The sequence below is a fragment of the Pseudomonas sp. BMS12 genome (genome assembly GCF_001592875.1).
In the GTDB taxonomy this organism is placed as follows: Bacteria; Pseudomonadota; Gammaproteobacteria; order Pseudomonadales; family Pseudomonadaceae; genus Aquipseudomonas.
The window spans coordinates 47,323-71,813 of record NZ_LSOF01000006.1 but is presented as its reverse complement, the minus strand read 5'-3'; the positions used below and the strand labels follow the sequence as shown (position 1 = coordinate 71,813).

23 protein-coding genes are annotated in these 24,491 nt (G+C 61.8%); 22 read left to right on the top strand and 1 reads right to left on the bottom strand.

Annotated features, from left to right (window positions below; all coding sequences use genetic code 11):
- Positions 1-143: 143 nt before the first annotated feature.
- From AYB31_RS06475 to AYB31_RS06465, 3 genes are all read left to right on the top strand, one after another.
- Positions 144-1,511: a phosphate ABC transporter substrate-binding/OmpA family protein gene (locus AYB31_RS06475; protein ID WP_068826960.1), complete on the top strand. Its 1,368-nt coding sequence runs from the start codon at positions 144-146 to the stop codon at positions 1,509-1,511.
- Positions 1,512-1,828: 317 nt separating this feature from the next.
- A complete protein-coding gene (locus AYB31_RS06470; protein WP_068826959.1) occupies positions 1,829-2,815 on the top strand; it encodes a TerC family protein in 987 nt (328 codons plus the stop codon).
- Complete coding sequence (locus AYB31_RS06465) at positions 2,815-3,003, top strand: hypothetical protein (RefSeq protein WP_068826957.1); 189 nt, start codon at positions 2,815-2,817, stop codon at positions 3,001-3,003. Before AYB31_RS06470 ends, AYB31_RS06465 begins: the two co-directional genes overlap by 1 nt.
- Before the next feature lie 216 nt (positions 3,004-3,219).
- Here AYB31_RS06465 and AYB31_RS06460 read toward each other — a convergent pair whose 3' ends face one another.
- Positions 3,220-4,449, bottom strand: coding sequence for an acyl-CoA dehydrogenase (locus AYB31_RS06460; protein WP_068826955.1), 1,230 nt, complete (start codon positions 4,447-4,449; stop codon positions 3,220-3,222).
- 143 nt (positions 4,450-4,592) lie between these two features.
- Between AYB31_RS06460 and AYB31_RS06455 the strand changes: the two genes are divergently transcribed.
- From AYB31_RS06455 to AYB31_RS21960, 19 genes are all read left to right on the top strand, one after another.
- Complete coding sequence (locus AYB31_RS06455; RefSeq protein ID WP_068826954.1) at positions 4,593-5,519, top strand: LysR family transcriptional regulator; 927 nt, start codon at positions 4,593-4,595, stop codon at positions 5,517-5,519.
- 201 nt (positions 5,520-5,720) lie between these two features.
- Positions 5,721-6,119, top strand: a complete 399-nt coding sequence (locus AYB31_RS06450) for a MerR family transcriptional regulator (RefSeq protein ID WP_068826952.1) — start codon at positions 5,721-5,723, stop codon at positions 6,117-6,119.
- Between the two features lie 29 nt (positions 6,120-6,148).
- Positions 6,149-7,312, top strand: a complete 1,164-nt coding sequence (locus AYB31_RS06445) for an isovaleryl-CoA dehydrogenase (RefSeq protein WP_068826950.1) — start codon at positions 6,149-6,151, stop codon at positions 7,310-7,312.
- 135 nt (positions 7,313-7,447) lie between these two features.
- Positions 7,448-9,055, top strand: coding sequence for a carboxyl transferase domain-containing protein (locus tag AYB31_RS06440; RefSeq protein WP_068826948.1), 1,608 nt, complete (start codon positions 7,448-7,450; stop codon positions 9,053-9,055).
- Between the two features lie 131 nt (positions 9,056-9,186).
- The gene (locus tag AYB31_RS06435; protein WP_068826946.1) at positions 9,187-9,987 is read left to right on the top strand and encodes a gamma-carboxygeranoyl-CoA hydratase; all 801 of its coding nucleotides are present in this window, start codon (positions 9,187-9,189) and stop codon (positions 9,985-9,987) included.
- The gene (locus tag AYB31_RS06430; RefSeq protein WP_068826944.1) at positions 9,984-11,933 is read left to right on the top strand and encodes an acetyl/propionyl/methylcrotonyl-CoA carboxylase subunit alpha; all 1,950 of its coding nucleotides are present in this window, start codon (positions 9,984-9,986) and stop codon (positions 11,931-11,933) included. Before AYB31_RS06435 ends, AYB31_RS06430 begins: the two co-directional genes overlap by 4 nt.
- A 131-nt stretch (positions 11,934-12,064) precedes the next feature.
- A complete protein-coding gene (locus tag AYB31_RS06425; RefSeq protein ID WP_068826942.1) occupies positions 12,065-12,967 on the top strand; it encodes a hydroxymethylglutaryl-CoA lyase in 903 nt (300 codons plus the stop codon).
- An 86-nt stretch (positions 12,968-13,053) separates the two neighbouring features.
- Positions 13,054-14,460: a sigma-54 interaction domain-containing protein gene (locus AYB31_RS06420; protein ID WP_068826940.1), complete on the top strand. Its 1,407-nt coding sequence runs from the start codon at positions 13,054-13,056 to the stop codon at positions 14,458-14,460.
- A gap of 247 nt (positions 14,461-14,707) precedes the next feature.
- Entirely contained in the window at positions 14,708-16,099 is a 1,392-nt protein-coding gene (locus AYB31_RS06415) for a GntP family permease (RefSeq protein WP_068826938.1), read from the top strand.
- 243 nt (positions 16,100-16,342) lie between these two features.
- Entirely contained in the window at positions 16,343-17,110 is a 768-nt protein-coding gene (locus AYB31_RS06410) for a 3-hydroxybutyrate dehydrogenase (protein ID WP_068826936.1), read from the top strand.
- Between the two features lie 93 nt (positions 17,111-17,203).
- On the top strand, positions 17,204-18,550 hold the full coding sequence (locus AYB31_RS06405) for a short-chain fatty acid transporter (protein WP_068826934.1): 1,347 nt from the start codon (positions 17,204-17,206) through the stop codon (positions 18,548-18,550).
- A 12-nt stretch (positions 18,551-18,562) separates the two neighbouring features.
- Positions 18,563-20,518, top strand: a complete 1,956-nt coding sequence (locus tag AYB31_RS06400; RefSeq protein ID WP_068826932.1) for an acetoacetate--CoA ligase — start codon at positions 18,563-18,565, stop codon at positions 20,516-20,518.
- 104 nt (positions 20,519-20,622) lie between these two features.
- A complete protein-coding gene (locus AYB31_RS06395) occupies positions 20,623-20,964 on the top strand; it encodes a hypothetical protein (protein WP_068826930.1) in 342 nt (113 codons plus the stop codon).
- Positions 20,965-21,082: 118 nt separating this feature from the next.
- Positions 21,083-21,640 carry a hypothetical protein gene (locus AYB31_RS21365; protein WP_153020654.1) on the top strand — a complete coding sequence of 186 codons (558 nt, stop codon included), beginning with the start codon at positions 21,083-21,085 and terminating at the stop codon, positions 21,638-21,640.
- Positions 21,641-21,772: 132 nt separating this feature from the next.
- A complete protein-coding gene (locus AYB31_RS06390; protein WP_161489375.1) occupies positions 21,773-22,090 on the top strand; it encodes a ribonuclease E inhibitor RraB in 318 nt (105 codons plus the stop codon).
- 105 nt (positions 22,091-22,195) lie between these two features.
- Positions 22,196-22,660: a hypothetical protein gene (locus AYB31_RS21360; RefSeq protein WP_153020653.1), complete on the top strand. Its 465-nt coding sequence runs from the start codon at positions 22,196-22,198 to the stop codon at positions 22,658-22,660.
- A gap of 111 nt (positions 22,661-22,771) precedes the next feature.
- Positions 22,772-23,737 carry an HNH endonuclease gene (locus AYB31_RS21050; protein ID WP_082805221.1) on the top strand — a complete coding sequence of 322 codons (966 nt, stop codon included), beginning with the start codon at positions 22,772-22,774 and terminating at the stop codon, positions 23,735-23,737.
- Positions 23,738-23,810: 73 nt separating this feature from the next.
- A complete protein-coding gene (locus tag AYB31_RS06385) occupies positions 23,811-24,167 on the top strand; it encodes a hypothetical protein (protein WP_068826926.1) in 357 nt (118 codons plus the stop codon).
- 107 nt (positions 24,168-24,274) lie between these two features.
- The coding region (locus AYB31_RS21960) for a hypothetical protein (RefSeq protein ID WP_236715510.1) at positions 24,275-24,491 on the top strand (217 nt) is incomplete at its 3' end.

Here is a 24,491-nt window from a genome sequence, read left to right as displayed (position 1 = left end):
AGAAATAACGCGCGCAGCTCTGGCAAGGGCCTCTTGCTGCGCCTCGTCATCTTTCCGTAACCATTCCTTCTTATTCTGCGCGCACCCGAACGCCCGTGCCGCCCCGGCACGCCAGCTCACCCACGGAATAAGGTGTCTGCTAAATGTCGCGCGCCCTGCCAGCCAGTGATCGCCCCCTCCTGAGCCAGGCCTGCACCTGGATCATCCTCTGTTTCATCCTCTATGCCCTGCCCTGGTCGGTGTTCGCCGCCGAGCCCACCACGCTGATGCGCATCCAGGGCTCCAACACCATTGGCGCCAAGCTGGGGCCGGCGTTGATCAGCGGTCTGTTCCAGAGCCAGGGGTTCAGCAATATCCGCGTCGTGCCCGCTGGTGCGGAAAACGAGCAGCTGGTGAAGGCCGAAGACAAACTCGGCCGCACCCTGCAGGTCCAGGTCGCGGCCCACGGCTCGAGCACCGGTTTCGTCGCCCTGCAGGATGGCAGCGCCGACCTGGCCGCCGCCTCGCGCCCGATCAAGGCCAGCGAAGCGGCGGCGCTGCAAAGCCTCGGCGACTTGCAAGGCGTGGACGGCGAACAGGTGATCGCCATCGACGGCCTGGCCATCATCGTCAATCCACAGAATCCACTGACCTCGCTGACCACCGAACAACTGGCCAAGGCCTTCTCCGGTGAGGCTCGCGACTGGTCCGAGCTCGGCGGTGCTCCGGGCGCTATCACGGTGTACGCTCGCGACGACAAGTCCGGTACCTACGACACCTTCAAGGAACTGGTGCTGACCGCCCACGGCAAGAGCCTGGCGGCGAACGCCAAGCGTTTCGAGTCGAGCGACCAGCTTTCCGACCTGGTCAGCCAGGACCCGCACGGCATCGGTTTCATCGGCCTGCCCTATGTGCGGCAGAGCAAGGCACTGGCTATTGCCGATGGCGAGTCGCAGCCGATGCCACCGACGGCCACGCTGATCGCCACCGAGGATTACCCGCTGTCACGGCGCCTGTTCCTCTACAGCCCGCCGAATACCCCCAACGAATGGGTACGTTCGCTGGTGCAGTTCGCCCACAGCCCGGCCGGCCAGGCCATCGTCGAGAAGAACGGTTTCATTGCGCAGACAGTGCAGGCAATCAAGGTTACGGCCAGCCAGAAAATGCCCGAGGACTATCGCAAGCTGGCCAACGAGGCCCAGCGCCTGTCGGTGAATTTCCGCTTTCAGGAAGGCAGCGCCACCCTGGACAACAAGGCGCAGCGCGACATCGGCCGCGTGCTGGACTACCTCGAGGAGCACGACAAGCTGCGCAGCAAGGTGGTGCTGGTCGGTTTCGGGGACGTGAAGAGCGACCCGGAGCGCGCCGCGCTGCTGTCCAAGCTGCGCGCCATGGCCGTGCGCCGGGACCTGTCCAAGGGCGGCGTGATCTTCCGCGAGATCACCGGCCTCGGCGAACAGATGCCGGTAGCCGCCAACGATGGCGACGACGGACGCCTGAAGAACCGCCGCGTCGAGGTCTGGGTGTATTGAGTGGGAGCGGCTTTAGCCGCGATGACGGAGCCAAGCCGCTTCTCCGCGTCGCCTGTATCGCGGCTGAAGCGGAGTGCCGCCCAGCCGCTCCACAGATACCCGCTGGCACGCTCAAGTTCCTCCGGGCCTGATCCTCGGACAGCCTCTCCCATAGATTAGCGGCGGCACACGCCCACAATTGCCGAGCCCCAGGAATCGCTCTAGCCTTATTCATGGACGGCCGCGCAAGGCGGCCGCCAGTGACGCCGGGCCCCTCTGGCGGCGAACTCTCGCCGCGATGTCGGAGTCACTGTCTGACCGACAGCGACGGAGGGCCTATGGATCAGTTGCTCGAATTCCTCAGCATGCCCCTGCTCGGCACGGCTACCTGGTTGTGGCTGAGCTTCCTCGGCATCGTCATCGCCCTGCTGGTGTTCGACCTCGGCATCCTGCACCGCGACCAGCACGAGATCGAGATGCGCGAAAGCCTGCTGCTGTACAGCGGCTACTTCGGCGTTGGTGTGTTGTTCGGCCTGTGGGTCTGGCATGAACTCGGCGCGCAGAGCGCGTTGGAGTTCTACACCGGCTTTCTCGTCGAACAATCGCTGTCGATGGACAACGTGTTCGTCATGGCGATGATCTTCGGCTTCTTCGGCATTCCCCGGCGCTACCAGCACCGGGTGCTGTTCTGGGGCATCCTCGGTGTCATCGTGCTGCGGGCGATCATGATCGGGTTGGGCACGGCGCTGGTGCAGCGCTTCGACTGGATTCTCTACCTCTTCGGCGCCTTTCTGTTGTTCACCGGGGTAAAGATGATGCTCAGCCGCGAAGAGCATCACCCTGACCTCGCGCAGAATCCCTTGCTGCGTTTCCTGCGCCGGCATATCCGCGTCACCGATGAGCTGCATGAGGGGCATTTCTTCACGCACAGGCGGCCACCCGGCAGCGACCGTCCCCTGCTCTACGCCACACCGCTCTTGCTGGCCCTAGTGCTGATCGAACTGGCCGACCTGGTGTTCGCCGTGGACAGCGTGCCGGCGGTGTTCGCCATCACCCAGGACCCGTTCATCGTCTACACCTCGAACATCTTCGCCATCCTCGGCCTGCGCTCGTTGTACTTCGCCCTGGCTGCGCTGATGCACCGCTTTATCTACCTGAAGTACACCCTGGCGCTGGTGCTGATCTTCATCGGCGGCAAGATCTTCCTGCACGGCTGGATCGGCAAGCTTCCCGCCCTGCTCTCGCTTGGCGTGACGTTTGGCCTGCTGGCCGGTGGCGTATTGCTGTCGCTGCTCAAGACCCGCAACCGCCGGGGTGATTCCTGATGGCGAATGTGCGTATCGAACGACGCGAAAGTCGAGGTCGCCCGCTGTGGGTGGTGACTTTCGGCAGACACACCCTGAGCTTCCACGAGGAGCTGGCCGCACGCACCTTCGCTGCCCAGCTGCATATGCGCCTGGACTGGTTGCGTGAGCAGGCTCAGGTGGAGAGCCTCGACGAGCATCCGAGCTGAGCGGCCTGTTGCTTCGAGCTGGCTGAACCGCCTGGATTCCCGCCTACGCGGGAATGACGCAGACCACGCAGCACCGCCTATACCTCGTCATCCCCGCGAATGCGGGGATCCAATGGGGGCAGCCCCATCTGTCAATCTGGCTAGCCGCCCCGAGCACGCTCCACCTGAAAACAACAAGGCCCGCATCAGCGGGCCTTGTTCATTGCCAAGCCTGGATCAGCGGCTGGCTTTCATCGCATCACGTGGTACGTACTTGCCGATCTCGTACTTGCCGATGGCGGCGCGGTGTACTTCGTCCGGGCCGTCGGCCAGGCGCAGGGTGCGCTGCATGGCGTAGAAGTAAGCCAGCGGTGTGTCGTTGGAAACACCAGCGCCGCCGTGGATCTGGATGGCACGGTCGATCACATCCAACGCCACGTTCGGTGCCACCACCTTGATCTGGGCGATTTCACTGGCAGCGATCTTGTTGCCCACGGTGTCCATCATGTACGCGGCATTCAGGGTCAGCAGGCGGGCCTGGTTGATCTGGATGCGCGAGTTGGCGATGTGATCAATGTTGCCACCCAAGCGTGCCAGCGGCTTGCCGAAGGCGGTGCGGCTGACGGCACGTTTGCACATCAGTTCCAGTGCGCGCTCGGCCATGCCGATGGAGCGCATGCAGTGGTGGATGCGGCCTGGGCCGAGGCGACCCTGGGCGATCTCGAAGCCGCGCCCTTCGCCGAGCAGCACGTTCTCATAGGGTACGCGGACATTCTCGAAGACCACTTCGGCGTGGCCGTGCGGGGCATCGTCGTAGCCGAATACCGGCAGCGGGCGGAGGATCTTCACCCCGGGGGTGTCGGTCGGTACCAGGATCATCGAGTGCTGCTGGTGGCGCGGTGCGTCCGGGTTGGTCAGGCCCATGAAGATCATGATCTTGCAGCGCGGGTCGCAGGCACCGGAGGTCCACCACTTGCGGCCGTTGATCACCCACTCGTCACCCTCGCGCACGGCATTGGCCTGCATGTTGGTGGCATCGGAGGAAGCCACGCCCGGCTCGGTCATGGCGAAGGCGGAGCGGATCTCGCCGGCCAGCAGCGGCTCCAGCCACTGCTTCTTCTGCGCTTCGCTGGCGTAGCGCACCAGGGTTTCCATGTTGCCGGTGTCCGGCGCGGAGCAGTTGAAGGGCTCGGAGCCCATCAGCGAGCGGCCCATGATCTCGGCCAGCGGCGCATATTCCATGTTGGTCAGGCCGGCACCGTATTCGGACTCCGGCAGGAACAGGTTCCACAACCCCTCGGCCTTGGCCTTGGCTTTCAGCTCTTCCATGATCGCCGTGGGCTGCCAGCGATCACCTTCGTTGACCTGCTCTTCGAACACGGCTTCGTTCGGATAGACGTGGGTGTCCATGAAGGCGGTAACGCGCTCACGCAGTTCCTGAACTTTGGGGGAGTAGGCGAAATCCATGGGAATACCTTGTGGTTGGCTTCGATGTGGAAATGATGCTAGAACAGCACCCACGATTTATCTAAGCTATTTTCCTGCCTTATCAACATTCATAAGCAATATGCGATGAAGCTTGATCTGGCATCGAATCGACGGAGCGGACCATGAACTTGAACAAGGTAGACCTCAATCTCTTCATCGTCTTCGATGCCATCTATACCGAAGCCAACCTGACCCGTGCCGGGCAGATCGTCGGCATCACCCAGCCCGCCGTGTCCAACGCCCTGTCGCGCCTGCGCGAGACCTTCAACGACCCACTGTTTGTGCGCACCGCGCAAGGCATGGTGCCCACGCCCATGGCGCAGAACATCATCGGCCCGGTGCGCAATGCCCTGCAGCTGCTGCGCGTGTCGGTACAGGAAAGTCGCTCGTTCAATCCACTGCAAGCCAACAAGACCTACCGCATCAGCATGACCGACCTCACCGAAACGGTGATCCTGCCGCCGCTGTTCCAGCGCCTCAAGCGCCTGGCGCCGATGGTGCAGGTCGAGAGCTTCCTGGCCAAGCGCCGCGAAACCACCAAGGAGCTGGCCGCCGGGCGCCTGGACTTTGCCGTGGATGCTCCACTGAACACCGACCCACAGGTGCGCCACGTCAAGCTGATGGAAGACCGCTATATCTGCGCCATGCGCCCCGGCCATCCGCTGGCCAAGGACAAGCTGAGCCTGGACGAATACCTGTCGCTGACCCATATCCAGATCTCCAGCCGTCGCAGCGGCCTCGGCTATGTCGACCTATCCCTCGGCAAGATGGGCCTGCAGCGCAAGGTGACCCTGCGTTCGCAGCACTACCTGATGGCCAGCAGCGTACTGCTCAACACCGACATGGCCATGACCGTGCCCGAGCGTTTCGCCCGCCGCCACGGTCTGCACCAGGTGCCGCTGCCGGTAAACGACGTGCCAGCCCTGGAGACCCACCTGTACTGGCACGAAAGCACCGACCAGGACCCGGCCAACCGCTGGATGCGCGAGCAGATCATCGAGATTTCCCAGCAGGTCACCCGCGCCGAGACTGAAAGCATAACCTCATAACCTTCCGCTAACCCATTGAATAAAAAGCCCCGCATTTGCGGGGCTTTCTGTTTCTACCCCCACAAGACCTACCCGTGGGAGCGGCTTCAGCCGCGATTTCTGTTGAGTCCTGGTCACTCCTCCAGACGGCTTCCCCGTCATTACGTTGACGTTAACGTAAACATGCCTTACGTTAACGTAAAGCACTCGACGGTAACCTCCATGCCTGCCCCCTACTCCATCTCCGACCTGGCCCGCGAACTGGACATCACCACCCGCGCCATCCGCTTCTACGAGGAGCAAGGCATGCTCAGCCCCGAGCGGCGCGGCCAGGAGCGCATCTACAGCGCCAAGGACAAGGTCACCCTCAAGCTGATCCTGCGCGGCAAGCGCATCGGCTTCTCCCTTGCCGAATGCAAGGAGCTGATCGAGCTGTACGACCCCGCCAGCGGCAACCGCAAGCAGCTGGAGACCTTCATGGCCAAGATCGACCAGCGCCGCAGCCAGTTGGAGCAGCAGATGCTCGACATCCGCCAGATGCAGCTGGAACTGGATACCGCCGAGGAGCGCTGCCAGCTGGCAATGGCAGAAACCATTAAAAATCAGAAAGTTACTTCCTGAACCTTACAAAGATAATCACAGGTGGAACCATGAGCTACCCAACCCTCAACTTCGGTCTCGGCGAGACCATCGACATGCTGCGCGACTCGGTTTACCAGTTCGCTCAGGCCGAGCTGGCCCCGCGTGCCGCGCAGATCGACCGCGACAACGAGTTCCCCATGGACATGTGGCGCAAGTTCGGCGACATGGGCCTGCTCGGTATGACCGTGGAAGAGGAATACGGCGGCACCAACATGGGCTACCTGGCCCACGTGGTGGCGATGGAAGAGATCAGCCGCGCCAGCGCCTCGGTCGGTCTGTCCTACGGTGCCCACTCCAACCTGTGCCTGAACCAGATCCGCAAGAACGGCACTCACGAACAGAAGGCCAAGTACCTACCCAAGCTGTGCTCCGGCGAGCATGTCGGCGCCCTGGCCATGAGCGAGCCGAATGCCGGCTCCGACGTGGTGTCGATGAAGCTGCGCGCCGAGAAGCGCGGCGACCGCTACGTACTCAACGGCAACAAGATGTGGATCACCAACGGCCCGGACGCCAACACCTACGTGATCTATGCCAAGACCGACATCAACGCCGGCTCGCGCGGCATGACCGCCTTCATCGTCGAACGCGATTACAAGGGCTTCTCTCGCCACCAGAAGCTGGACAAGCTGGGCATGCGCGGCTCCAACACCTGCGAACTGGTGTTCGAGGACTGCGAAGTGCCAGAGGAAAACATCCTCGGCGCCGAGGGTGCTGGCGTACGCGTGCTGATGAGCGGCCTGGACTACGAACGCACCGTGCTCTCCGGCGGCCCGACCGGGATCATGAGCGCCTGCATGGACGTGGTGCTGCCCTACGTGCACGAGCGCCAGCAGTTCAAGCAGTCGATCGGCGAGTTCCAACTGGTGCAAGGCAAGCTGGCCGACATGTACGCCGGCATGAACGCCTCCAAGTCCTACCTGTACAACGTGGCCAAGGCCTGCGACCGCGGCGAGGAATCGCGCAAGGACGCCGCCGCGGTAATCCTCTACACCGCCGAGATGGCCACCAAGATGGCGCTCGACACCATCCAACTGCTGGGCGGCAACGGCTACACCAACGAGTACCCGGCTGGCCGCCTGTTGCGTGACGCCAAGTTGTACGAGATCGGCGCCGGCACCAGCGAAATCCGCCGCATGCTGATCGGCCGCGAGCTGTTCAACGAGACCAAGTGATGCACGACCAGTCCCCTCTCCCACTTGTGGGAGAGGGTTAGGGAGAGGGCCGGAGCGGCCTGCAATACCCTCTCCCCCAGCCCCTCTCCCGTGAACGAGAGAGGGGAGCTAAAGCCTGCAACTCGGAGCGCCCCAATGGCCATCCTGCATACCCAGATCAACACCCGTTCGCCGGAGTTCGCCGCCAACCAGGCCGCCATGCTCGCCCAGGTGAACGACCTGCGCGCCCTCCTCGCCCGCGTTCATGAAGGCGGCGGCGCCAAGGCCCAGGAACGCCACACCTCGCGCGGCAAGCTGCTGCCGCGCGAGCGCATCAATCGCTTGCTGGATCTCGGCTCGCCCTTCCTCGAAGTCGGCCAGCTGGCTGCCCATGAGGTCTACGGCGAGGACGTGCCGGCCGCTGGCGTGGTCGCCGGCATCGGCCGCGTCGAAGGCGTCGAGTGCATGATCATCGCCAACGACGCCACGGTGAAAGGCGGCAGCTACTACCCGCTGACCGTGAAGAAACACCTGCGTGCCCAGACCATCGCCCAGCAGAACCGCCTGCCGTGCATCTATCTGGTCGACTCTGGCGGCGCCAACCTGCCGCGCCAGGAAGAGGTGTTCCCCGACCGCGAGCACTTCGGACGCATCTTCTTCAACCAGGCCAATATGAGCGCGATGGGGATTCCACAGATCGCCGTGGTCATGGGCTCCTGCACTGCCGGCGGCGCCTACGTGCCGGCGATGAGCGACGAGACCATCATGGTGCGCAACCAGGCCACCATCTTCCTGGCCGGCCCGCCGCTGGTGAAGGCCGCCACCGGCGAGGTGGTGACTGCCGAGGAACTTGGCGGCGCCGATGTGCACTGCAAGACCAGCGGCGTGGCGGACCACTACGCCGAGAACGACGAGCACGCCCTGGCCCTGGCCCGCCGCAGCGTCGCCAACCTCAACTGGCGCAAGCTCGGCCAGTTGCAGGCGCGCGAACCCATCGCCCCGCTGCATGCTGCCGAGGAGCTGTACGGCGTCATCCCGGCCGACGCCAAGCAGCCCTTCGACGTGCGCGAGGTTATCGCCCGCGTGGTCGACGGCAGCGCATTCGATGAATTCAAGGCTCTGTTCGGCACCACCCTGGTCTGCGGCTTCGCTCATGTCCACGGCTACCCGGTGGCCATCCTGGCGAACAACGGCATCCTCTTCGCCGAAGCGGCGCAGAAAGGCGCGCACTTCATCGAACTGGCCTGCCAGCGCGGCATCCCGCTGCTGTTTTTGCAGAACATCACCGGCTTTATGGTTGGCAAGAAGTACGAGGAAGGTGGCATCGCCAAGCACGGCGCCAAGCTGGTCACCGCCGTGGCCTGTGCCCGCGTACCGAAGTTCACCGTGATCATCGGCGGCAGCTTCGGCGCCGGTAACTACGGCATGTGCGGCCGCGCCTACGACCCGCGCTTTCTGTGGATGTGGCCCAACGCGCGGATCGGCGTGATGGGTGCCGAGCAGGCCGCAGGCGTCTTGGTACAGGTCAAGCGCGAGCAGGCCGCCCGTGCCGGCCACCCGTTCAGCGACGAAGAAGAGGCGCGCATCAAGCAGCCCATCGTCGCCCAGTACGAACAGCAGGCCCACGCCTACTACTCCAGCGCCCGCCTGTGGGACGACGGCGTGATCGACCCGGCGCAGACCCGCGACGTGCTCGGCCTGGCCCTATCCGCCAGCCTCAATGCACCCATCGAGCCGACCACCTTCGGGGTGTTCCGCATGTAAGACCTTTGACTCCCCTCTCCCTTTGGGAGAGGGGCCGGGGGTGAGGGATGCCATGTGCAACTCGCCCTATACCCTCACCCCAACCCTCTCCCAGTGGGAGAGGGAGCAAAAGCCGAATACCTGGAGCCGCCATGACCGACTTCACCACCGTACAGCTGGAAACAGACCCGCGCGGCTTCGCCACCCTTTGGCTGAGCCGTCCGGACAAGAACAACGCCTTCAATGCCGAGATGATCCGCGAGCTGATCCTCGCCATCGACGCCATCGGCGCCGACAAGAGCCTGCGCTTCCTGCTGCTGCGCGGGCGCGGCAAGCACTTCTCCGCCGGCGCCGACCTGGCCTGGATGCAGGCCAGCGCCAAGCTCGACTACAACGCCAACCTGAATGACGCCCGCGAGCTGGCCGAGCTGATGTACAACCTCAACGGCCTGAAGATTCCGACCCTGGCCGTGGTCCAGGGCGCAGCCTTCGGCGGCGCGGTAGGCCTGGTCAGTTGCTGCGACATGGCCATCGGCAGCGAGGATGCGCTTTTCTCGCTGTCCGAAGTACGCATCGGCCTGGCCCCGGCCGTGATCAGCCCCTTCGTGGTCCAGGCCCTCGGCGAACGCGTCGCGCGCCGTTATGCGCTGACCGCCGAGCGTTTCTCCGGCAGCCGCGCCCGCGAGCTGGGCCTGCTGGCCGAGGCGTATCCTGCCGCCGAGCTGGACGCTCAGGTCGAGAGTTGGATCGGCAACCTGCTGCTCAACAGCCCGCAGGCCATGCAGGCCAGCAAGGACCTGCTACGCGAAGTGGCCAGCGGCGTGCTCAGCCCTGCCCTGCGCCGCTACACCGAGAACGCCATCGCCCGCATCCGCGTCAGCCCGGAAGGCCAGGAGGGACTCAACGCCTTCCTGGAAAAACGCACGCCCGCCTGGCAGGAGCCACAAGCATGAGCCACAAGCACATCGACACCCTGCTGGTCGCCAACCGCGGCGAGATCGCCTGCCGGGTGATGCGCACCGCCAAGGCCCAGGGCCTGAAGACCGTGGCCGTGCACAGCGCCATCGACGCCCAGGCACGCCATGTGCGCGAGGCCGACATCGCGATCAACCTCGGCGGCGCCAAGCCGGCCGAGAGCTACCTGCTGGTCGACAAGATCATCGCCGCGGCCAAGGCCAGTGGCGCCCAGGCCATCCATCCGGGTTACGGCTTCCTCTCCGAGAACGCCGGCTTCGCCCGCGCCATTGAGGCAGCCGGGCTGGTATTTCTCGGCCCACCGGCGTCGGCCATCGACGCCATGGGCAGCAAGTCCGCGGCCAAGGGGCTGATGGAGGACGCCGGCGTGCCGCTGGTGCCCGGCTACCACGGCGAGGCGCAGGACGTGGAAACCTTCCGCGTCGCCGCCGAACGTATCGGCTATCCGGTGCTGCTCAAGGCCGCCGCCGGTGGCGGTGGCAAGGGCATGAAGGTGGTCGAACGCGAATCCGAGCTGGCTGAGACTCTGGCCTCTGCCCAGCGCGAAGCCCAGTCGGCCTTCGGCGACTCGCGCATGCTGGTGGAAAAATACGTGCTGCAGCCGCGCCACGTGGAGATCCAGGTATTCGCCGACAGCCACGGCAACTGCCTGTACCTCAACGAGCGCGACTGCTCGATCCAGCGCCGCCACCAGAAAGTGGTCGAAGAAGCTCCGGCTCCGGGCCTGTCGCCCGAGCTGCGCCGCGCCATGGGCGAGGCGGCGGTCAAGGCCGCCCAGGCCATCGGCTATGTCGGCGCCGGTACCGTGGAGTTCCTGCTGGATGCCCGCGGCCAGTTCTTCTTCATGGAGATGAATACGCGGCTCCAAGTTGAACACCCGGTCACCGAGGCCATCACCGGCCTCGACCTGGTGGCCTGGCAGATTCGCGTGGCCCGTGGCGAAGCGCTGCCGATTACCCAGGAGCAGGTGCCGCTCAATGGCCATGCCATCGAGGTGCGCCTGTACGCCGAGGACACCGAGCAGGACTTCCTGCCCGCCTCCGGCGACCTCAAGCTGTATCGCGAGCCGGTCGCCGGCGAAGGCCGCCGCGTGGACAGCGGCGTGACCGAGGGCGACACCGTCTCGCCCTTCTACGACCCCATGCTGGCCAAGCTGATCGCCTGGGGCGAGGACCGCGAGCAGGCCCGTCAGCGCCTGCTGGCCATGCTCGACGAGACTGCTGTCGGCGGCTTCGCCAGCAACCTGCCCTTCCTGCGCCGCGTACTGGCCCACCCGGCCTTCGCCAACGCTGAACTGGATACCGGCTTTATCCCACGCCACCAGGCCGAGCTGCTGCCGGCCGCGAGCGAGTTGCCCGGCGAGTTCTGGCAGCTGGCCGCCGAAGCCTGGCTGCAAAGCGAGGCGCCGCGGCGTGCCCACGAGGATTACTACTCCCCATGGAGCGGCCATAGCGGCTGGCGCTCCGGCCTGGTGACGGAAACAGACCTGCACCTGAGCTGCGGCGAACAACGCAGCACTGTGCACCTGCGCGGCCCGCTGCGCTCGCACCTGCAGGGCGAGCAGCTGTGGATCGAGCAGGACGGCCTGCGCCGCGCGCACCGGGCGATTCGTCGCGGCAATGCGCTGTACCTGGACTGGAGCGGCAAGCTGCACGAGGTACGCTGCGTCGATCCGATCGCCGAGGTCGAAGCCAGCCATGCCCAGCATGGCGGCCTGACCGCCCCCATGAACGGCAGCATCGTCCGCGTGCTGGTCGAGCCCGGCCAAACCGTGGAAGCCGGCACCGCGCTGGTGGTGCTGGAGGCCATGAAGATGGAACACAGCATCCGCGCCGCCCAGGCGGGCACCGTCAAGGCGCTGTTCTGCGCCGAGGGTGACATGGTCAGCGAAGGCACCGTATTGGTGGAGCTGGAAGAAGCCTGATGCAACACGCTATTCCCTCTCCCTCCGGGAGAGGGTTAGGGTGAGGGCATAACAGGCAACTCAGCTGCTACTCGGGCGCCCCACTCCTTACCCTCTGGAGCGGGGCGCCAAACCAATTTGCGAGGAAATCCATGAACCTGCCCCAACACGTGCGTCTGGTCGAAGTCGGCCCGCGCGACGGCCTGCAGAACGAGAAACAACCGATCAGCGTGGCCGACAAGGTGCGTCTCACTGACGATCTGACCGCCGCCGGCCTGGGCTATATCGAAGTCGGCAGCTTCGTCTCGCCCAAGTGGGTGCCGCAGATGGCCGGCAGCGCCGAGGTGTTCGCCGGCATCCAGCAGAAGCCTGGCGTGGTCTACGGGGCGCTAACGCCCAACCTCAAGGGCTTCGAGGCCGCAGTCGAAGCCGGGGTCAAGGAAGTCGCGGTGTTCGCCGCCGCCAGTGAGGCCTTCTCGCAGAAGAACATCAACTGTTCGATCGCCGAGAGCCTGGAGCGCTTCGTGCCTGTGATGGACGCCGCCAAGGCCCAGGGCATCAGCGTGCGCGGCTATGTGTCCTGCGTTCTCGGCTGCCCCTACGAGGGCGACGTGGCGCCCGAGCAGGTTGCGGCGGTGGCGCGGGAGCTGTTGGCCATGGGCTGCTACGAAGTCTCGCTGGGCGACACCATCGGCACCGGCACCGCCGGCAAGACCCGCCAATTGTTCGAAGTGGTCGGCCGCGACATCTCGCGCGACAAGCTCGCCGGGCACTTCCACGACACCTACGGTCAGGCCCTGGCCAATATCTACGCGAGCCTGCTGGAAGGCATCAGCGTGTTCGACAGCTCGGTCGCCGGCCTGGGCGGCTGCCCCTACGCCAAGGGCGCCACCGGCAACGTCGCCACCGAGGACGTGCTCTACCTGCTGCAGGGCCTGGGCATCCACACCGGCATCGACCTGGACAAGCTGATCGACGCCGGCGCGCGCATCTGTCAGGTGCTCGGCCGCGACAACGGCTCGCGGGTAGCGCGCGCCCGGCTGGCGGCGCGCTGAACCCCGGCGCTGCGACCAAGGTCAGATTGCCCGATGGCCAGCGAACGCTAAGCTCTGCCCCCTCCTATCGCCCGCCGAGAGTACCGATGAAAGACGCCACCACCCTGCGCGACTACCAGCACGTACGCCTGCTGGCGATCCGTTCGCTGTTCGAGATCGTCGAGCAGTCCAGCGAAGGCACGGTGATCGTCGACAAGGACGCGCGCATCGTCTGGATGAACGAGCGCTACGCCCGTCGTTATGGGCTGGCGGATGCCGCGCAGGCCATCGGTCAGGAGGTGGAAAAGGTCATCCCCAGCAGCCTGTTGCGCCAGGTGGTGGAAACCGGCCAGCCGATCCTGCTGGACATGCTCGACACTCCGGGCGGCCCGCTGGTGGTAATGCGCCTGCCGATCCACGACGACGCCGGCACGGTGATCGGCGCCATCGGCTTCGCCCTGTTCGACCAGTTGAAGAGCCTGGCGCCGCTGGTGACGCGCTTCATGCAGATCCAGGAGGAGCTGGCCTCGACCCGTTCGTTGCTGCAAGCGCGCCAGGCCAAGTACAGCTTTGCCCACTTCATTGGCAGTAGCCCGGCGAGCCTGGAGGTCAAGCGGCGCGCACGACGTGGAGCAACCAGCGACTCACCGGTGCTGCTCCTGGGCGAAACCGGTACCGGCAAGGAGCTGCTGGCCCATGCCATCCACAGTGCTTCACCGCGAGCGCACAAGCCCTTCGTCGGGGTCAACTGCGCGGCCATCCCCGAGAACCTGCTGGAAGCCGAGTTCTTCGGCACCGCGCCGGGCGCCTTCACCGGCGCCGATCGCAAGGGCCGCCCCGGCAAGCTGCAGATTGCCCAGGGCGGCACCCTGTTCCTCGACGAGATCGGTGACATGCCGCTGCCCCTGCAGAGCAAGCTGTTGCGTGTGCTGCAGGAAAAGGAGTTCGAACCGGTCGGCTCCAACGAGATCCGCCGCAGTGATGTACGTCTGATCGCCGCCACCTCGCTGGACCTGGAATCGGCAGTGGCCGAGGGGCGCTTTCGGGCGGACCTCTACTACCGCCTGAACGTGCTGCCGATCCCGCTGCCACCGCTGCGCGAGCGCCTCGACGATCTACCGGCGCTGTGCGAAGCCGTACTTGAGGAACTGCCGGGCCAGCATGACCTGGATGCCGACGCCCTGGCCCTGCTGTCCAGCCACGCCTGGCCAGGCAATATCCGTGAACTGCGCAACGTGCTGGAGCGTGCCGCCCTGCTTGGCGACGAGCCGCTGCTGAGCGCGGCCGCCCTGCGCACCGCCATTGGCCGCCTCAGCCCGCTGCCGAAAGTGGCGAGCGCCGCACACTCGGCGGCCGTTGGCGACTTCTACAGAGCCCGTGAAACCTTCGAGCGCGAGCTAATCCGCCAGGCCCTCGCCGAAACCGCCAACAATGTGCCCGAGGCCGCGCGGCGCCTCGGTCTGGGTCGATCCACGCTGTACAAGAAGATGCTTAGCCTGGGCCTGGCGTCCTGAAACAGAGACTTGTCCACGTTCGGAGACAGGCCCGAGATTACGGCGGTACAGAAAGATTGCCGTGGAGTCGCCGTCTCAAAATAGAGACAAAGATGCCGAACCGCAGGTTTTAAATTAAAAATACATCATACTTTTCAATGACTTAGCAATTTGGCATGGAAGTCGCTATCCCCTGCTACGCGCCCGCTCCGGTCGCCGACAACAACAATGAATGCTGCGCATCGACGCGGCGCCAGGAGATAGCTCCATGAGTGTGATCATCGCCCTCGCGGCCCTTGCCTTGCTGATGCTCGCCGCCTATCGCGGCTACAGCGTCATCCTCTTCGCCCCCATCGCGGCCCTCGGTGCAGTGCTACTGACCGACCCTTCCGCGGTGGCCCCCGCCTTCACCGGCATCTTCATGGAGAAAATGGTCGGCTTCATCAAGCTGTACTTCCCGGTATTCCTGCTCGGCGCCGTGTTCGGCAAGCTGATCGAACTGTCCGGCTTCTCGCGCTCCATCGTCGCCGCCGCCATCCACCTGCTCGGCACCAGCCAGGCCATGCTGGTGATCGTGCTGGTCTGCGCCCTGCTCACCTATGGCGGTGTATCGCTGTTCGTGGTGGTGTTCGCCGTGTACCCCTTCGCCGCCGAGATGTTCCGCCAGAGCAACATTCCCAAGCGCCTGATTCCCGCCACCATTGCCCTCGGCGCGTTCACCTTCACCATGGATGCGCTGCCGGGTACGCCGCAGATCCAGAACATCATCCCCACCACCTTCTTCGGCACCACCTCCTGGGCCGCCCCCTGGCTGGGCCTGGTCGGTACCCTGTTCGTGTTCGGCAGCGGCATGCTCTATCTGCGCCGCCAGCTGAACAAGGCCAGGCGCAACGGCGAAGGCTACGGCACCGAGCTGCGCAACGAGCCGGAAACGCCGGACGATATCGCCCTGCCCAACCCCTGGCTGGCACTGTCGCCTCTGCTCCTGGTGGGCGTCGCCAACCTGCTGTTCACCCGCTGGATTCCTGAGCTGTATGGCAAGACGCACAGCCTGCAACTGGCCGGCATGGCGCAGCCGGTTACCAGTGAAGTGGCCAAGCTCACCGGAATCTGGGCCGTACAGGCCGCACTGCTCCTCGGCATTCTGCTGGTGCTGATCTGTGGTTTCCGCGCGATTCGCGCCAAGCTCGCCGAGGGCACCAGAACCGCCGTCGGCGGCGCACTGCTGGCGTCGATGAACACCGCCTCGGAATACGGCTTCGGCGCAGTGATTGCCTCCCTGCCCGGTTTCCTGGTGCTGGCCGATGCCTTGAAGAGCATCCCCAATCCGCTGGTCAACGAGGCCGTCACCGTCACCCTGCTGGCCGGCATCACCGGCTCGGCGTCGGGCGGTATGAGCATCGCCCTGGCGGCCATGTCCGACACTTTCATCGCCGCCGCCAACGCCGCGAATATTCCCCTGGAAGTGCTGCACCGGGTGGCGTCGATGGCGTCCGGTGGTATGGATACCCTGCCGCACAACGGCGCGGTGATCACCCTGCTGGCAGTCACCGGGTTGACCCACCGCGAGGCCTACAAGGACATTTTCGGTATTACCCTGATCAAGACCCTGGCGGTGTTCGTGGTGATCGCCACCTTCTACGCCACCGGTATCGTCTAGGGATCTTCTGACATGCCATTTACCGTCACTCTCGCGAAGGCGGGAGCTCAGTTACTTAGGGGGGGTTGGATTCCCACCTGCGCGGGAATGACGACTATTTCAGCGTTCCCCTAGTGTGCAGAACACCCTTGCTGTCGCTCCCGCGAAGGCGGGAGCCCAGGTGCCACGGGCTTCTGGATTTCCGCCTGAGCGGGAATGACGGCTTTCAAAATATTCCTACGCAGCGCGGCAAGGAGAAGCAACATGAACCTGCAAGGCAAGACCGCCCTGGTCACCGGCTCCACCAGCGGGATTGGTCTGGGCCTCGCCCTGAAACTGGCCGAGGCCGGCGCCGACCTGCTGCTCAATGGTTTCGGTGACAGTGCTGCCGCCCTTGTAGCCGTGCGTAGTCACGGCGTGCGGGCCGAGCATCACCCGGCGGACATGAGCAAGGTCGAGGAAATCGAGGCCCTGGCAGCCTTTGCCGAGGCCACCTTCGGCGGCGTCGATATCCTGGTCAACAATGCCGGCATCCAGCACGTGGCGCCGGTCGAAGCGTTTCCGGTGGAGCGCTGGAACGCGATCATCGCCATCAACCTCAGCTCCGCCTTCCACACCACGCGCCTGTTTCTGCCCGGCATGCGTGAACGCAATTGGGGGCGCATCATCAACATCGCCTCGGCCCACGGCCTGGCCGCCTCCGCCGGCAAAAGCGCCTATGTGGCGGCAAAGCACGGCCTGGTCGGCCTGACCAAGAGCGTGGCCCTGGAAACCGCCACCACCGGCATCACCTGCAACGCCATCTGCCCCGGCTGGGTGCTCACTCCGCTGGTGCAGAAGCAGATCGACGACCGCACCGTGGATGGCGACAGCGCCCGCGCTCGCGAGGAGTTGCTGGCGGAGAAACAGCCCTCGCTGGATTTCGTCACCCCCGAGCAGCTCGGCGAGCTGACCCTGTTCCTCTGCAGCGATGCCGCCGTGCAGGTGCGTGGCGCGGCCTGGAACATGGATGGAGGTTGGCTGGCACGCTGAACTCCACCTGGCCTGGCAGGGGCTGCCGCTCAGGCAGCGTAACCTGGCCGCCCTGATGCTTCGCTCGACAACAACAAAAATGAGGTCAATCCCATGTTTGCTCGCATCACCCACTGGAGTGTGCAGCTGGTTCAGCGCTACCTGCCCTCGCCCTTCGTGTTCTCCGCCCTGCTTACTCTGTTTGTCCTGGCGTTGGCCATGCTCAGCACCCAGCAAGGCCTGCCGACCATGGTCAAGCACTGGAACGCCGGTTTCTGGACCCTGCTGGCCTTCGCCATGCAGATGGGCCTGATCTTCGTCACCGGCCACGCCCTGGCCAGCGCGCCACCACTGCGCCGCCTGCTCGATCGTTTGGCGTCGATTCCGCGCAGCCCGACCCAAGCGATCCTGATGATTACCCTGATCGCCCTGCTCGGCTGCTGGATCAACTGGGGCTTCGGCCTGGTGATCGGCGCGGTAATGGCGCGCGCGCTGGCCCGTCAGGTCAAGGGCGTGGATTACCCCTTGCTGGTGGCCTCGGCCTACTCGGGCTTCCTGATCTGGCACGGCGGCCTCTCAGGCTCGATTCCGCTGGCGCTGGCCGGCGGCGGGGCCGACCTGGTCAGGATCAGCGGCGGCGTGATCGAGGCGCCCATCGGCGTCGGCATGACCCTGTTCACTCCGCTCAACCTGACCATCATCGCCTTGCTGGTGATCGGCCTGCCGCTGCTCAACCGCGCCATGCATCCGAGCCCCACGGAGTGCAAGGTCGCAGACCCCGCCCTGCTGGCCGAACCGGAAGGCGAACTGCCACCCCGCGACACTCCTGCCCAGCGCCTGGATGACAGCCGCCTGCTGGGTCTGGCCCTGGTGGCCATGGCTGCGCTGTTCTATATCGGCCACTTCATGGCCAAGGGGTTCGCCCTCGACCTCAATACGGTGATCGGCATCTTCCTGTTTTTCGGGCTGCTGCTGCACGGTTCGCCGGAGCGCTACATGCGCGCCGTGGACATCAGCGTGCGCGGCATCGGCGGCATCGTCCTGCTGTTCCCCTTCTACGCCGGGATCATGGGCATGATGACCGGCACCAACGCCGATGGCGTGTCGCTGGCCGGGCAGATCAGCCAGCTGTTCATCCAGGGATCCTCGGCGGACAGCTTCCCGCTGCTGGCCTTCCTCAGCGCCGGCGTGGTCAACGTCTTCGTGCCATCCGGTGGCGGCCAGTGGGCCGTGCAAGGGCCGATCATGCTACCGGCTGGCCAGGCCCTCGGCGTCGCGCCGGCGGTCACCGCCATGGCCATCGCCTGGGGCGACGCCTGGACTAACATGATTCAACCGTTCTGGGCCCTGCCGCTGCTCGGCATCGTCGGCCTCGGTGCGCGCGACATCATGGGCTACTGCCTGATCGCCCTGGTGTACTCCGGCCTCGTCATCGCCGGCTGCTTCTATTTTCTTGCCTGATTGGATGTCTCGATGAACGCTCCCCTCTGGACCCCTTCCGCCGAACGCATCGCCGCCACCCGCCTCGATGCTTTCCGCCACTTCGTCAACCAGCGTCATGGCCAGCAACTGGCCGACTACCCGACTCTGCACGCCTGGAGCGTGAACCAGCGCGAAACCTTCTGGCAGGCCATCGTCGATTTCTTCGACATCCGCTTCAGCGCCCAGCCCGAGTGCGTGCTGCGCGAAGGCAACACCATGCCCAGCGCCCATTGGTTTCCCGGCGCCACCCTGAACTTTGCCGAACACCTGCTGCGTAGACGTGATGAGCATCCGGCACTGGTGGCTATCGGTGAAGATGGCTCGCGCGAGCAACTGACCTACGCCGAACTTGCCGCCCATGTCGCCGGCCTGCAGCAGAGCCTGCAGGCGGCCGGTGTCGGGGTTGGCGATCGAGTGGCCGCCTTTATGCCCAATACCTGGCAAACCGTGGTCGGCATGCTCGCCACCGCCAGCCTCGGCGCCACCTGGTCCAGCTGCTCGCCAGACTTCGGCACCCAGGGCGTGATCGACCGTTTCGGCCAGATCGAACCCAAGGTGCTGATCGCCGCCGCCGGTTACCGCTACGCCGGCAAGAACCTGGACCTGACCAGCAAACTAAACGAAATCCTCGAACGCCTGCCCAGCCTGCAGCACCTGGTGGTAGTGCCCTATTCCAATCAGGCCACCACGCCAGCTGACTTCAAGACACCGGCCCAGGTCAGCCTGTGGCACGACTTCTACCAGGCGGGCGGTGAGCCGCGGTTCACCCCGGTGCCGTTCGAACAACCGCTGTACATCCTCTACTCCAGTGGCACCACCGGCGTGCCCAAGTGCATCGTCCATGGTGTCGGCGGTACCCTACTGCAGCATGTTAAAGAGCTGGGGCTGCATACCGATCTGCACCGCGACGACACGCTGTTCTACTACACCACCTGCGGCTGGATGATGTGGAACTGGCTGGTCTCCGGACTGGCCCTGGGCGCCACGCTGGTGCTGTTCGATGGCTCGCCCTTCCATCCCACAGCGGAACGCCTGATCGACCTGATAGACGCCGAGGACATCAGCATCTTCGGTACCAGCGCCAAGTTCATCGCCGCCCTGGAAAAGGCCGGCGCCAAGCCACGCGAGACGCACAAGCTCAGCCGCTTGAAAGCCGTTCTCTCTACAGGTTCGCCACTGGCTCACGAGAGCTTCGAGTACGTCTACCGCGACATCAAAAGCGATGTCTGCCTCTCCTCCATCTCCGGCGGCACCGACATCGTCTCCTGCTTCGCCCTCGGCAATCCGGTGCTGCCGGTATGGCGTGGCGAACTGCAATGCAAGGGACTGGGCATGGACGTGCAGGTTTGGAATGACGACGGCAAGCCGGTCACAGGGGAGAAAGGCGAACTGGTCTGCGCCCGGCACTTCCCCGCCATGCCGGTCGGTTTCTGGAAGGATGACGATGGAGCCAAGTTCCACGCAGCCTACTTCGATACCTTCCCCGGCGTCTGGGCCCACGGCGATTACGCCGAGCAAACCGAACACGGCGGCCTGGTCATCCACGGCCGCTCCGACGCCGTGCTCAACCCCGGCGGCGTGCGCATCGGCACCGCCGAGATCTATCGCCAGGTGGAAAAAGTCGAACAAGTGCTGGAGTCCATCGCCATCGGCCAAGACTGGGACGGCGACGTGCGCGTGGTGCTGTTCGTGCGCCTGCGCGAAGGCCTCATGCTGAACGACGAACTGCAGGCGCAGATTCGCGAGGTCATCCGCGCCAACACCACACCTCGCCATGTACCGGCGAAGATCATCCAGGTCGCCGATATTCCTCGCACCATCAGCGGCAAGATCGTCGAACTGGCCGTACGCAACGTGGTGCACGGCAAACCGGTGAAAAACACCGACGCCCTCGCCAACCCGCAGGCACTAGAGCTCTATCGCGACCTGCCACAGCTGCAGGACTGAGCGCCCACACAGCCGACGGTGCCCCGCTTCGCCGTCGGCTTGAGCAAATGGCCATCACTGGGGCAGACTGCGGTTTCACTCAACCGCACTCCCCCGGTGACAATATGGATGTTGTCAAAACCCTCAAGCCTGGAAAGAACGGCACCAAACGCCTGGTCGAACGCTACGGCAACCAACTCGTCGCCGTACGCTACCGCCTCGACCGCAAAACCAACACCAGCTACACCACGGTCGAATTGATCGTCGAACAGAAATACGCCCTGTTCCAAACCCAACCCCAAGCCGCCGATCCCATAGTCGCCCTGCGCATCTTCTTCCACGAGAACGACCTGCAGCGCCAGATCAAAAACGCCGGCGGCAAATGGGACAAAAACAACCAGGTCTGGCTGATCGCACAGAGCGAGGCAGAGAGTCTCGGGCTGGCCGGCAGAATCATTCGGACATAATGCCTAGATATGGACATCAAGAATGCCCAGTAATACCCACAAGCACCCAGTATCAAACACAATGCCTAGTCCTAGGCATGTCGTATAAACACTAGTTACATTCTAATGGAGGTAGAGGTTGAAATTAATTAAAGACTTTCGGCATGAGTACGAAGGGTTTGTTCTTGCAAACAAGGGTATATGCCGGATAAGAATTTTTACTGATGAAGATGAATCCAGGTATGTTGGTGTTTGTTCTGCTTTACCGGAAAATTATACTACCTCCACAACTAATGTCATCGAGCATATTTATGTGGATGTTAAGTCAAAGCTTTTCGAGCAAAGTATTGACAATCCTGATTCTACCTCTGAAGAGCGGTTTACTCTTGTCCAAGAAATGGCTAAAAATCTAGATAGCAAAAAGTATTGGACTTTGGCTGTTCAAATTACAAAGGCTCTTTGGGATTTTAAAAGAAAGTACGAAGAGACTAGCAGTAAGCCTAAGAGCCCTCCCATGATGTGGGTTGATCACTGGCCAAAAACGATAGGCTTACGACCTTGGGAAAATGAATTTTCAATCGTTCAGTTCACGGAAGATCTTGTCCCAAATTGGATTCATATTTCGGAAAAGAAGTTTGTAGAAATAACAGGAATAGATATGCGGCTCATAAACGAACTAGAGTTGGCCGGTCAATAATGTAACAAGTTGCTACACGCTGACACATACTGCTACGCTCGTTTTTGTGTCTGTCGCTGCGCTCCATTTTACACAAAAACGTTCTCCGCAGTATGTGCAGGTGAGCAAAGCGTTATGTTTCAAGGAGGAATCGTGCAGTTTCCCAATGACGAAAATGGTGATGTTCTCCGCCGAATGCAAGACTCAGACTTCGACTTCAACAAAGAATATATCTTCGACTACTACCATGTTTTCGAGTCAAAAGATTCTGCAGTGCAATTTGCAGCGATGCTGCAGAAACACAAAATTCACGCCAAAGTACAACCCAACAAGAAAAACCTATGGGATGTAGTAGTCAAAATCATGCACGCCCCAACCCATAGTGAAATCACAGAATGGGAAAGCGACCTTGAAGCTGGAGCCAAGAAGTTTGGTGGCCAGAAAGATGGTTGGGGAGTCATGCAGGAGTGAAACATAACAATACGCTCAACGTCGCTCACTTCGTTCGCCGGACAGCCAAAAGCTACGCTTTTGTCTGCCCGTTAGCTTAACCGTTATGCTTTTCCAGGAACCGCAATGAGCGATTACCAAGAAATATTTTTGGATAGCCCATTAAGTGAGCTAACAAGAAAAGTTCGTAGAAATTTACTGATCTTCTCAACATCACTTTTTATGATATTAAAAGGTGATCTTGTACCAACATCTGTTACACCTCTCGGAATAACCATCTCAGAGGAAAAGCTCAATATAATCCCCAATTTTATAGGCCTTATCGTTATCTACTACCTTGTTAAATTTTTCTTATACATGCAAGTAGACGGAAAGCTGGCTGTATACAAAGCACACAAGGCAGAATTTCCTGACGCAAGAGCGTCAATGGGCTATAAAGATTTCATGAAGCATGTCAAAAACAATCACTCATCAATAACACATCGACACGGTCTCAGCTTTTTATTTTGGTCGCTAGCTAGAAATACGCTAGACATTTTCTTTCCCCTAGCAATCGGTTGTTTTTCTATTTTTTTCCTCTGGTCCCAATAGTTAATGCATAACAATTGGTTCAAATCGCTCGCTCCGCTCACTGGGACCGGCTAAAGCCGGCCCCTTAACCAAACGTTAGGCGCCTACGCCACACATAGCCGGGGAAGAGTCATGCAGAGTCAAGAGGCGAACATTGATTTCTATGAAAAGAACTACGACATAGTTGGGCAATGGCTGGTCCGTCCTGGCGATAAAGTAATTTTGGGTGACATGGAGAATCGTAAGTGTCGCTTCTGTGGAAAACAGCCGCAGGAAGTGACTTTCAAGAAAGTCGCTCACGCCATACCTGAGCTATTGGGAAATAAAAGCATTGTAAGCTCCTATGAGTGTGATACGTGCAATGAAGGGTTTGGTAAAGGAATAGAAAATGATCTAGGGAACTGGTCAAAACCAATGCGCACCCTTATTCGTATCAGAGGAAAAAGTGGCGTGCCTACGCTAAAGAAAGGCGGAAAGGCGCCAGGTTGGAGAATCGAATACGACCAAAGCAGGCTCAATGTCACGGCCAATGAAAATGATCCAATTTTCGAGGTTGATGAGGAGAACAAAACGGTCACGTTCAAACTAAGGAGAGACTCTTATACTCCTGTGGCCGTACTGAAAGCATTCATGAAAATTGGGGTTACGCTGCTGCCTGGTGATGAAATTCCCAATTTCATTGGGTTAATGGCGTGGATTAGGGATACCGATCACTCTAAAGCGTACTTGAACAAGTGCCCCGTTATTTACGCCTTCCAGCCGGGGCCTATGCCAAACGATTTCATTGCAGCTTTAGTTTTGCGCCGCAAAAAAACTGTTACGGGTTACCCGTATGCTTTCCTTGTTCTTGGTTACGGAAACGAAGTATTTCAAGTTCCATTACCATCTGAGAGTCATGACGCCCAAATGAGTGGGCAGTCTATTTCGATTCACCCTTTCCCTGTACCCGGCCATCCTGATCCTGCTCGTTATGGTGAGCCAACGCGTTCTGTTTTGGATTGGATGGATAGCCGCGTGCGTAAAGGGGAAATAATGACAATGCAGATGGGGTATGACTCCAGAGTCCCTATGGAAATTCCAACATCAGATAGCGCCTAACAAATGGTTCAAACCGTTCGCTTCGCTCACTGGGACGGGCTAAAGCCCGCCTCTTAACCAAACGTTAGAAGCTATGTATCAAATACCCCCAAAATTAGACTTGTCGGAAGCAATAGGCCAATGCACAACGCAGCTACGCATTGGGCCATTCGATATCCAATTCAGCTTCGGCAAGGTTAACTTTACTATCCAGTCGCAAGTAATTCTCAAATCCCATGGCAAAACTATTGCACAGTGGGAAGAAGGTACATGGCCTGACGCAACCTTCTATGAAGTTTTTAACGTTGCTATGGTCGACTGGCAGCTGCAAGAAAATAGTATTATTTTGCGTTTAGAAAATGGAATGGAAATGCAGCTCATGGCAGATAACGGCGGGTATGAATGCATGCAAATTTCTATCGAGGGGCAAGATATTCTGTGGGTCATTTAGCCGCTTCTAACAAATGGTTCAAATCGCTCGCTCCGCTCGCTGGGACGGGCTAAAGCCCGCCCCTTAACCAAACGTTAGGCAACAAGAGCCATCAGGAAAGTAAACGCATGGAAAGCGCGCAGGCCATCTTCAAAAACGTGCAGCAAATAAGCAGTCAATTAAGTTCATGGCTGCAGCCGTCGCACCGCCTGCAAGGCCATTGCGGTAAAGCAAATGCGGGGTTTGCGGCATCAGTGTTCGGCTCAACTCCGAGCCTAACAATTGTCTCAAGTCGTTCGCTCCGCTCACTTGGACGTCCGCAAGCTACGCTCGCGGCCGCCCCTT

Excerpts from the sequence above, each read along its gene's own strand:
- AYB31_RS06475 (WP_068826960.1), top strand. The coding sequence starts at position 144 with ATGTCGCGCGCCCTGCCAGCCAGTGATCGCCCCCTCCTGAGCCAGGCC.
- AYB31_RS06470 (WP_068826959.1), top strand. The coding sequence starts at position 1,829 with ATGGATCAGTTGCTCGAATTCCTCAGCATGCCCCTGCTCGGCACGGCT.
- AYB31_RS06465 (WP_068826957.1), top strand. The coding sequence starts at position 2,815 with ATGGCGAATGTGCGTATCGAACGACGCGAAAGTCGAGGTCGCCCGCTG.
- AYB31_RS06460 (WP_068826955.1), bottom strand. The coding sequence starts at position 4,449 with ATGGATTTCGCCTACTCCCCCAAAGTTCAGGAACTGCGTGAGCGCGTT.
- AYB31_RS06455 (WP_068826954.1), top strand. The coding sequence starts at position 4,593 with ATGAACTTGAACAAGGTAGACCTCAATCTCTTCATCGTCTTCGATGCC.
- AYB31_RS06450 (WP_068826952.1), top strand. The coding sequence starts at position 5,721 with ATGCCTGCCCCCTACTCCATCTCCGACCTGGCCCGCGAACTGGACATC.
- AYB31_RS06445 (WP_068826950.1), top strand. The coding sequence starts at position 6,149 with ATGAGCTACCCAACCCTCAACTTCGGTCTCGGCGAGACCATCGACATG.
- AYB31_RS06440 (WP_068826948.1), top strand. The coding sequence starts at position 7,448 with ATGGCCATCCTGCATACCCAGATCAACACCCGTTCGCCGGAGTTCGCC.
- AYB31_RS06435 (WP_068826946.1), top strand. The coding sequence starts at position 9,187 with ATGACCGACTTCACCACCGTACAGCTGGAAACAGACCCGCGCGGCTTC.
- AYB31_RS06430 (WP_068826944.1), top strand. The coding sequence starts at position 9,984 with ATGAGCCACAAGCACATCGACACCCTGCTGGTCGCCAACCGCGGCGAG.
- AYB31_RS06425 (WP_068826942.1), top strand. The coding sequence starts at position 12,065 with ATGAACCTGCCCCAACACGTGCGTCTGGTCGAAGTCGGCCCGCGCGAC.
- AYB31_RS06420 (WP_068826940.1), top strand. The coding sequence starts at position 13,054 with ATGAAAGACGCCACCACCCTGCGCGACTACCAGCACGTACGCCTGCTG.
- AYB31_RS06415 (WP_068826938.1), top strand. The coding sequence starts at position 14,708 with ATGAGTGTGATCATCGCCCTCGCGGCCCTTGCCTTGCTGATGCTCGCC.
- AYB31_RS06410 (WP_068826936.1), top strand. The coding sequence starts at position 16,343 with ATGAACCTGCAAGGCAAGACCGCCCTGGTCACCGGCTCCACCAGCGGG.
- AYB31_RS06405 (WP_068826934.1), top strand. The coding sequence starts at position 17,204 with ATGTTTGCTCGCATCACCCACTGGAGTGTGCAGCTGGTTCAGCGCTAC.
- AYB31_RS06400 (WP_068826932.1), top strand. The coding sequence starts at position 18,563 with ATGAACGCTCCCCTCTGGACCCCTTCCGCCGAACGCATCGCCGCCACC.
- AYB31_RS06395 (WP_068826930.1), top strand. The coding sequence starts at position 20,623 with ATGGATGTTGTCAAAACCCTCAAGCCTGGAAAGAACGGCACCAAACGC.
- AYB31_RS21360 (WP_153020653.1), top strand. The coding sequence starts at position 22,196 with ATGAGCGATTACCAAGAAATATTTTTGGATAGCCCATTAAGTGAGCTA.
- AYB31_RS21050 (WP_082805221.1), top strand. The coding sequence starts at position 22,772 with ATGCAGAGTCAAGAGGCGAACATTGATTTCTATGAAAAGAACTACGAC.
- AYB31_RS06385 (WP_068826926.1), top strand. The coding sequence starts at position 23,811 with ATGTATCAAATACCCCCAAAATTAGACTTGTCGGAAGCAATAGGCCAA.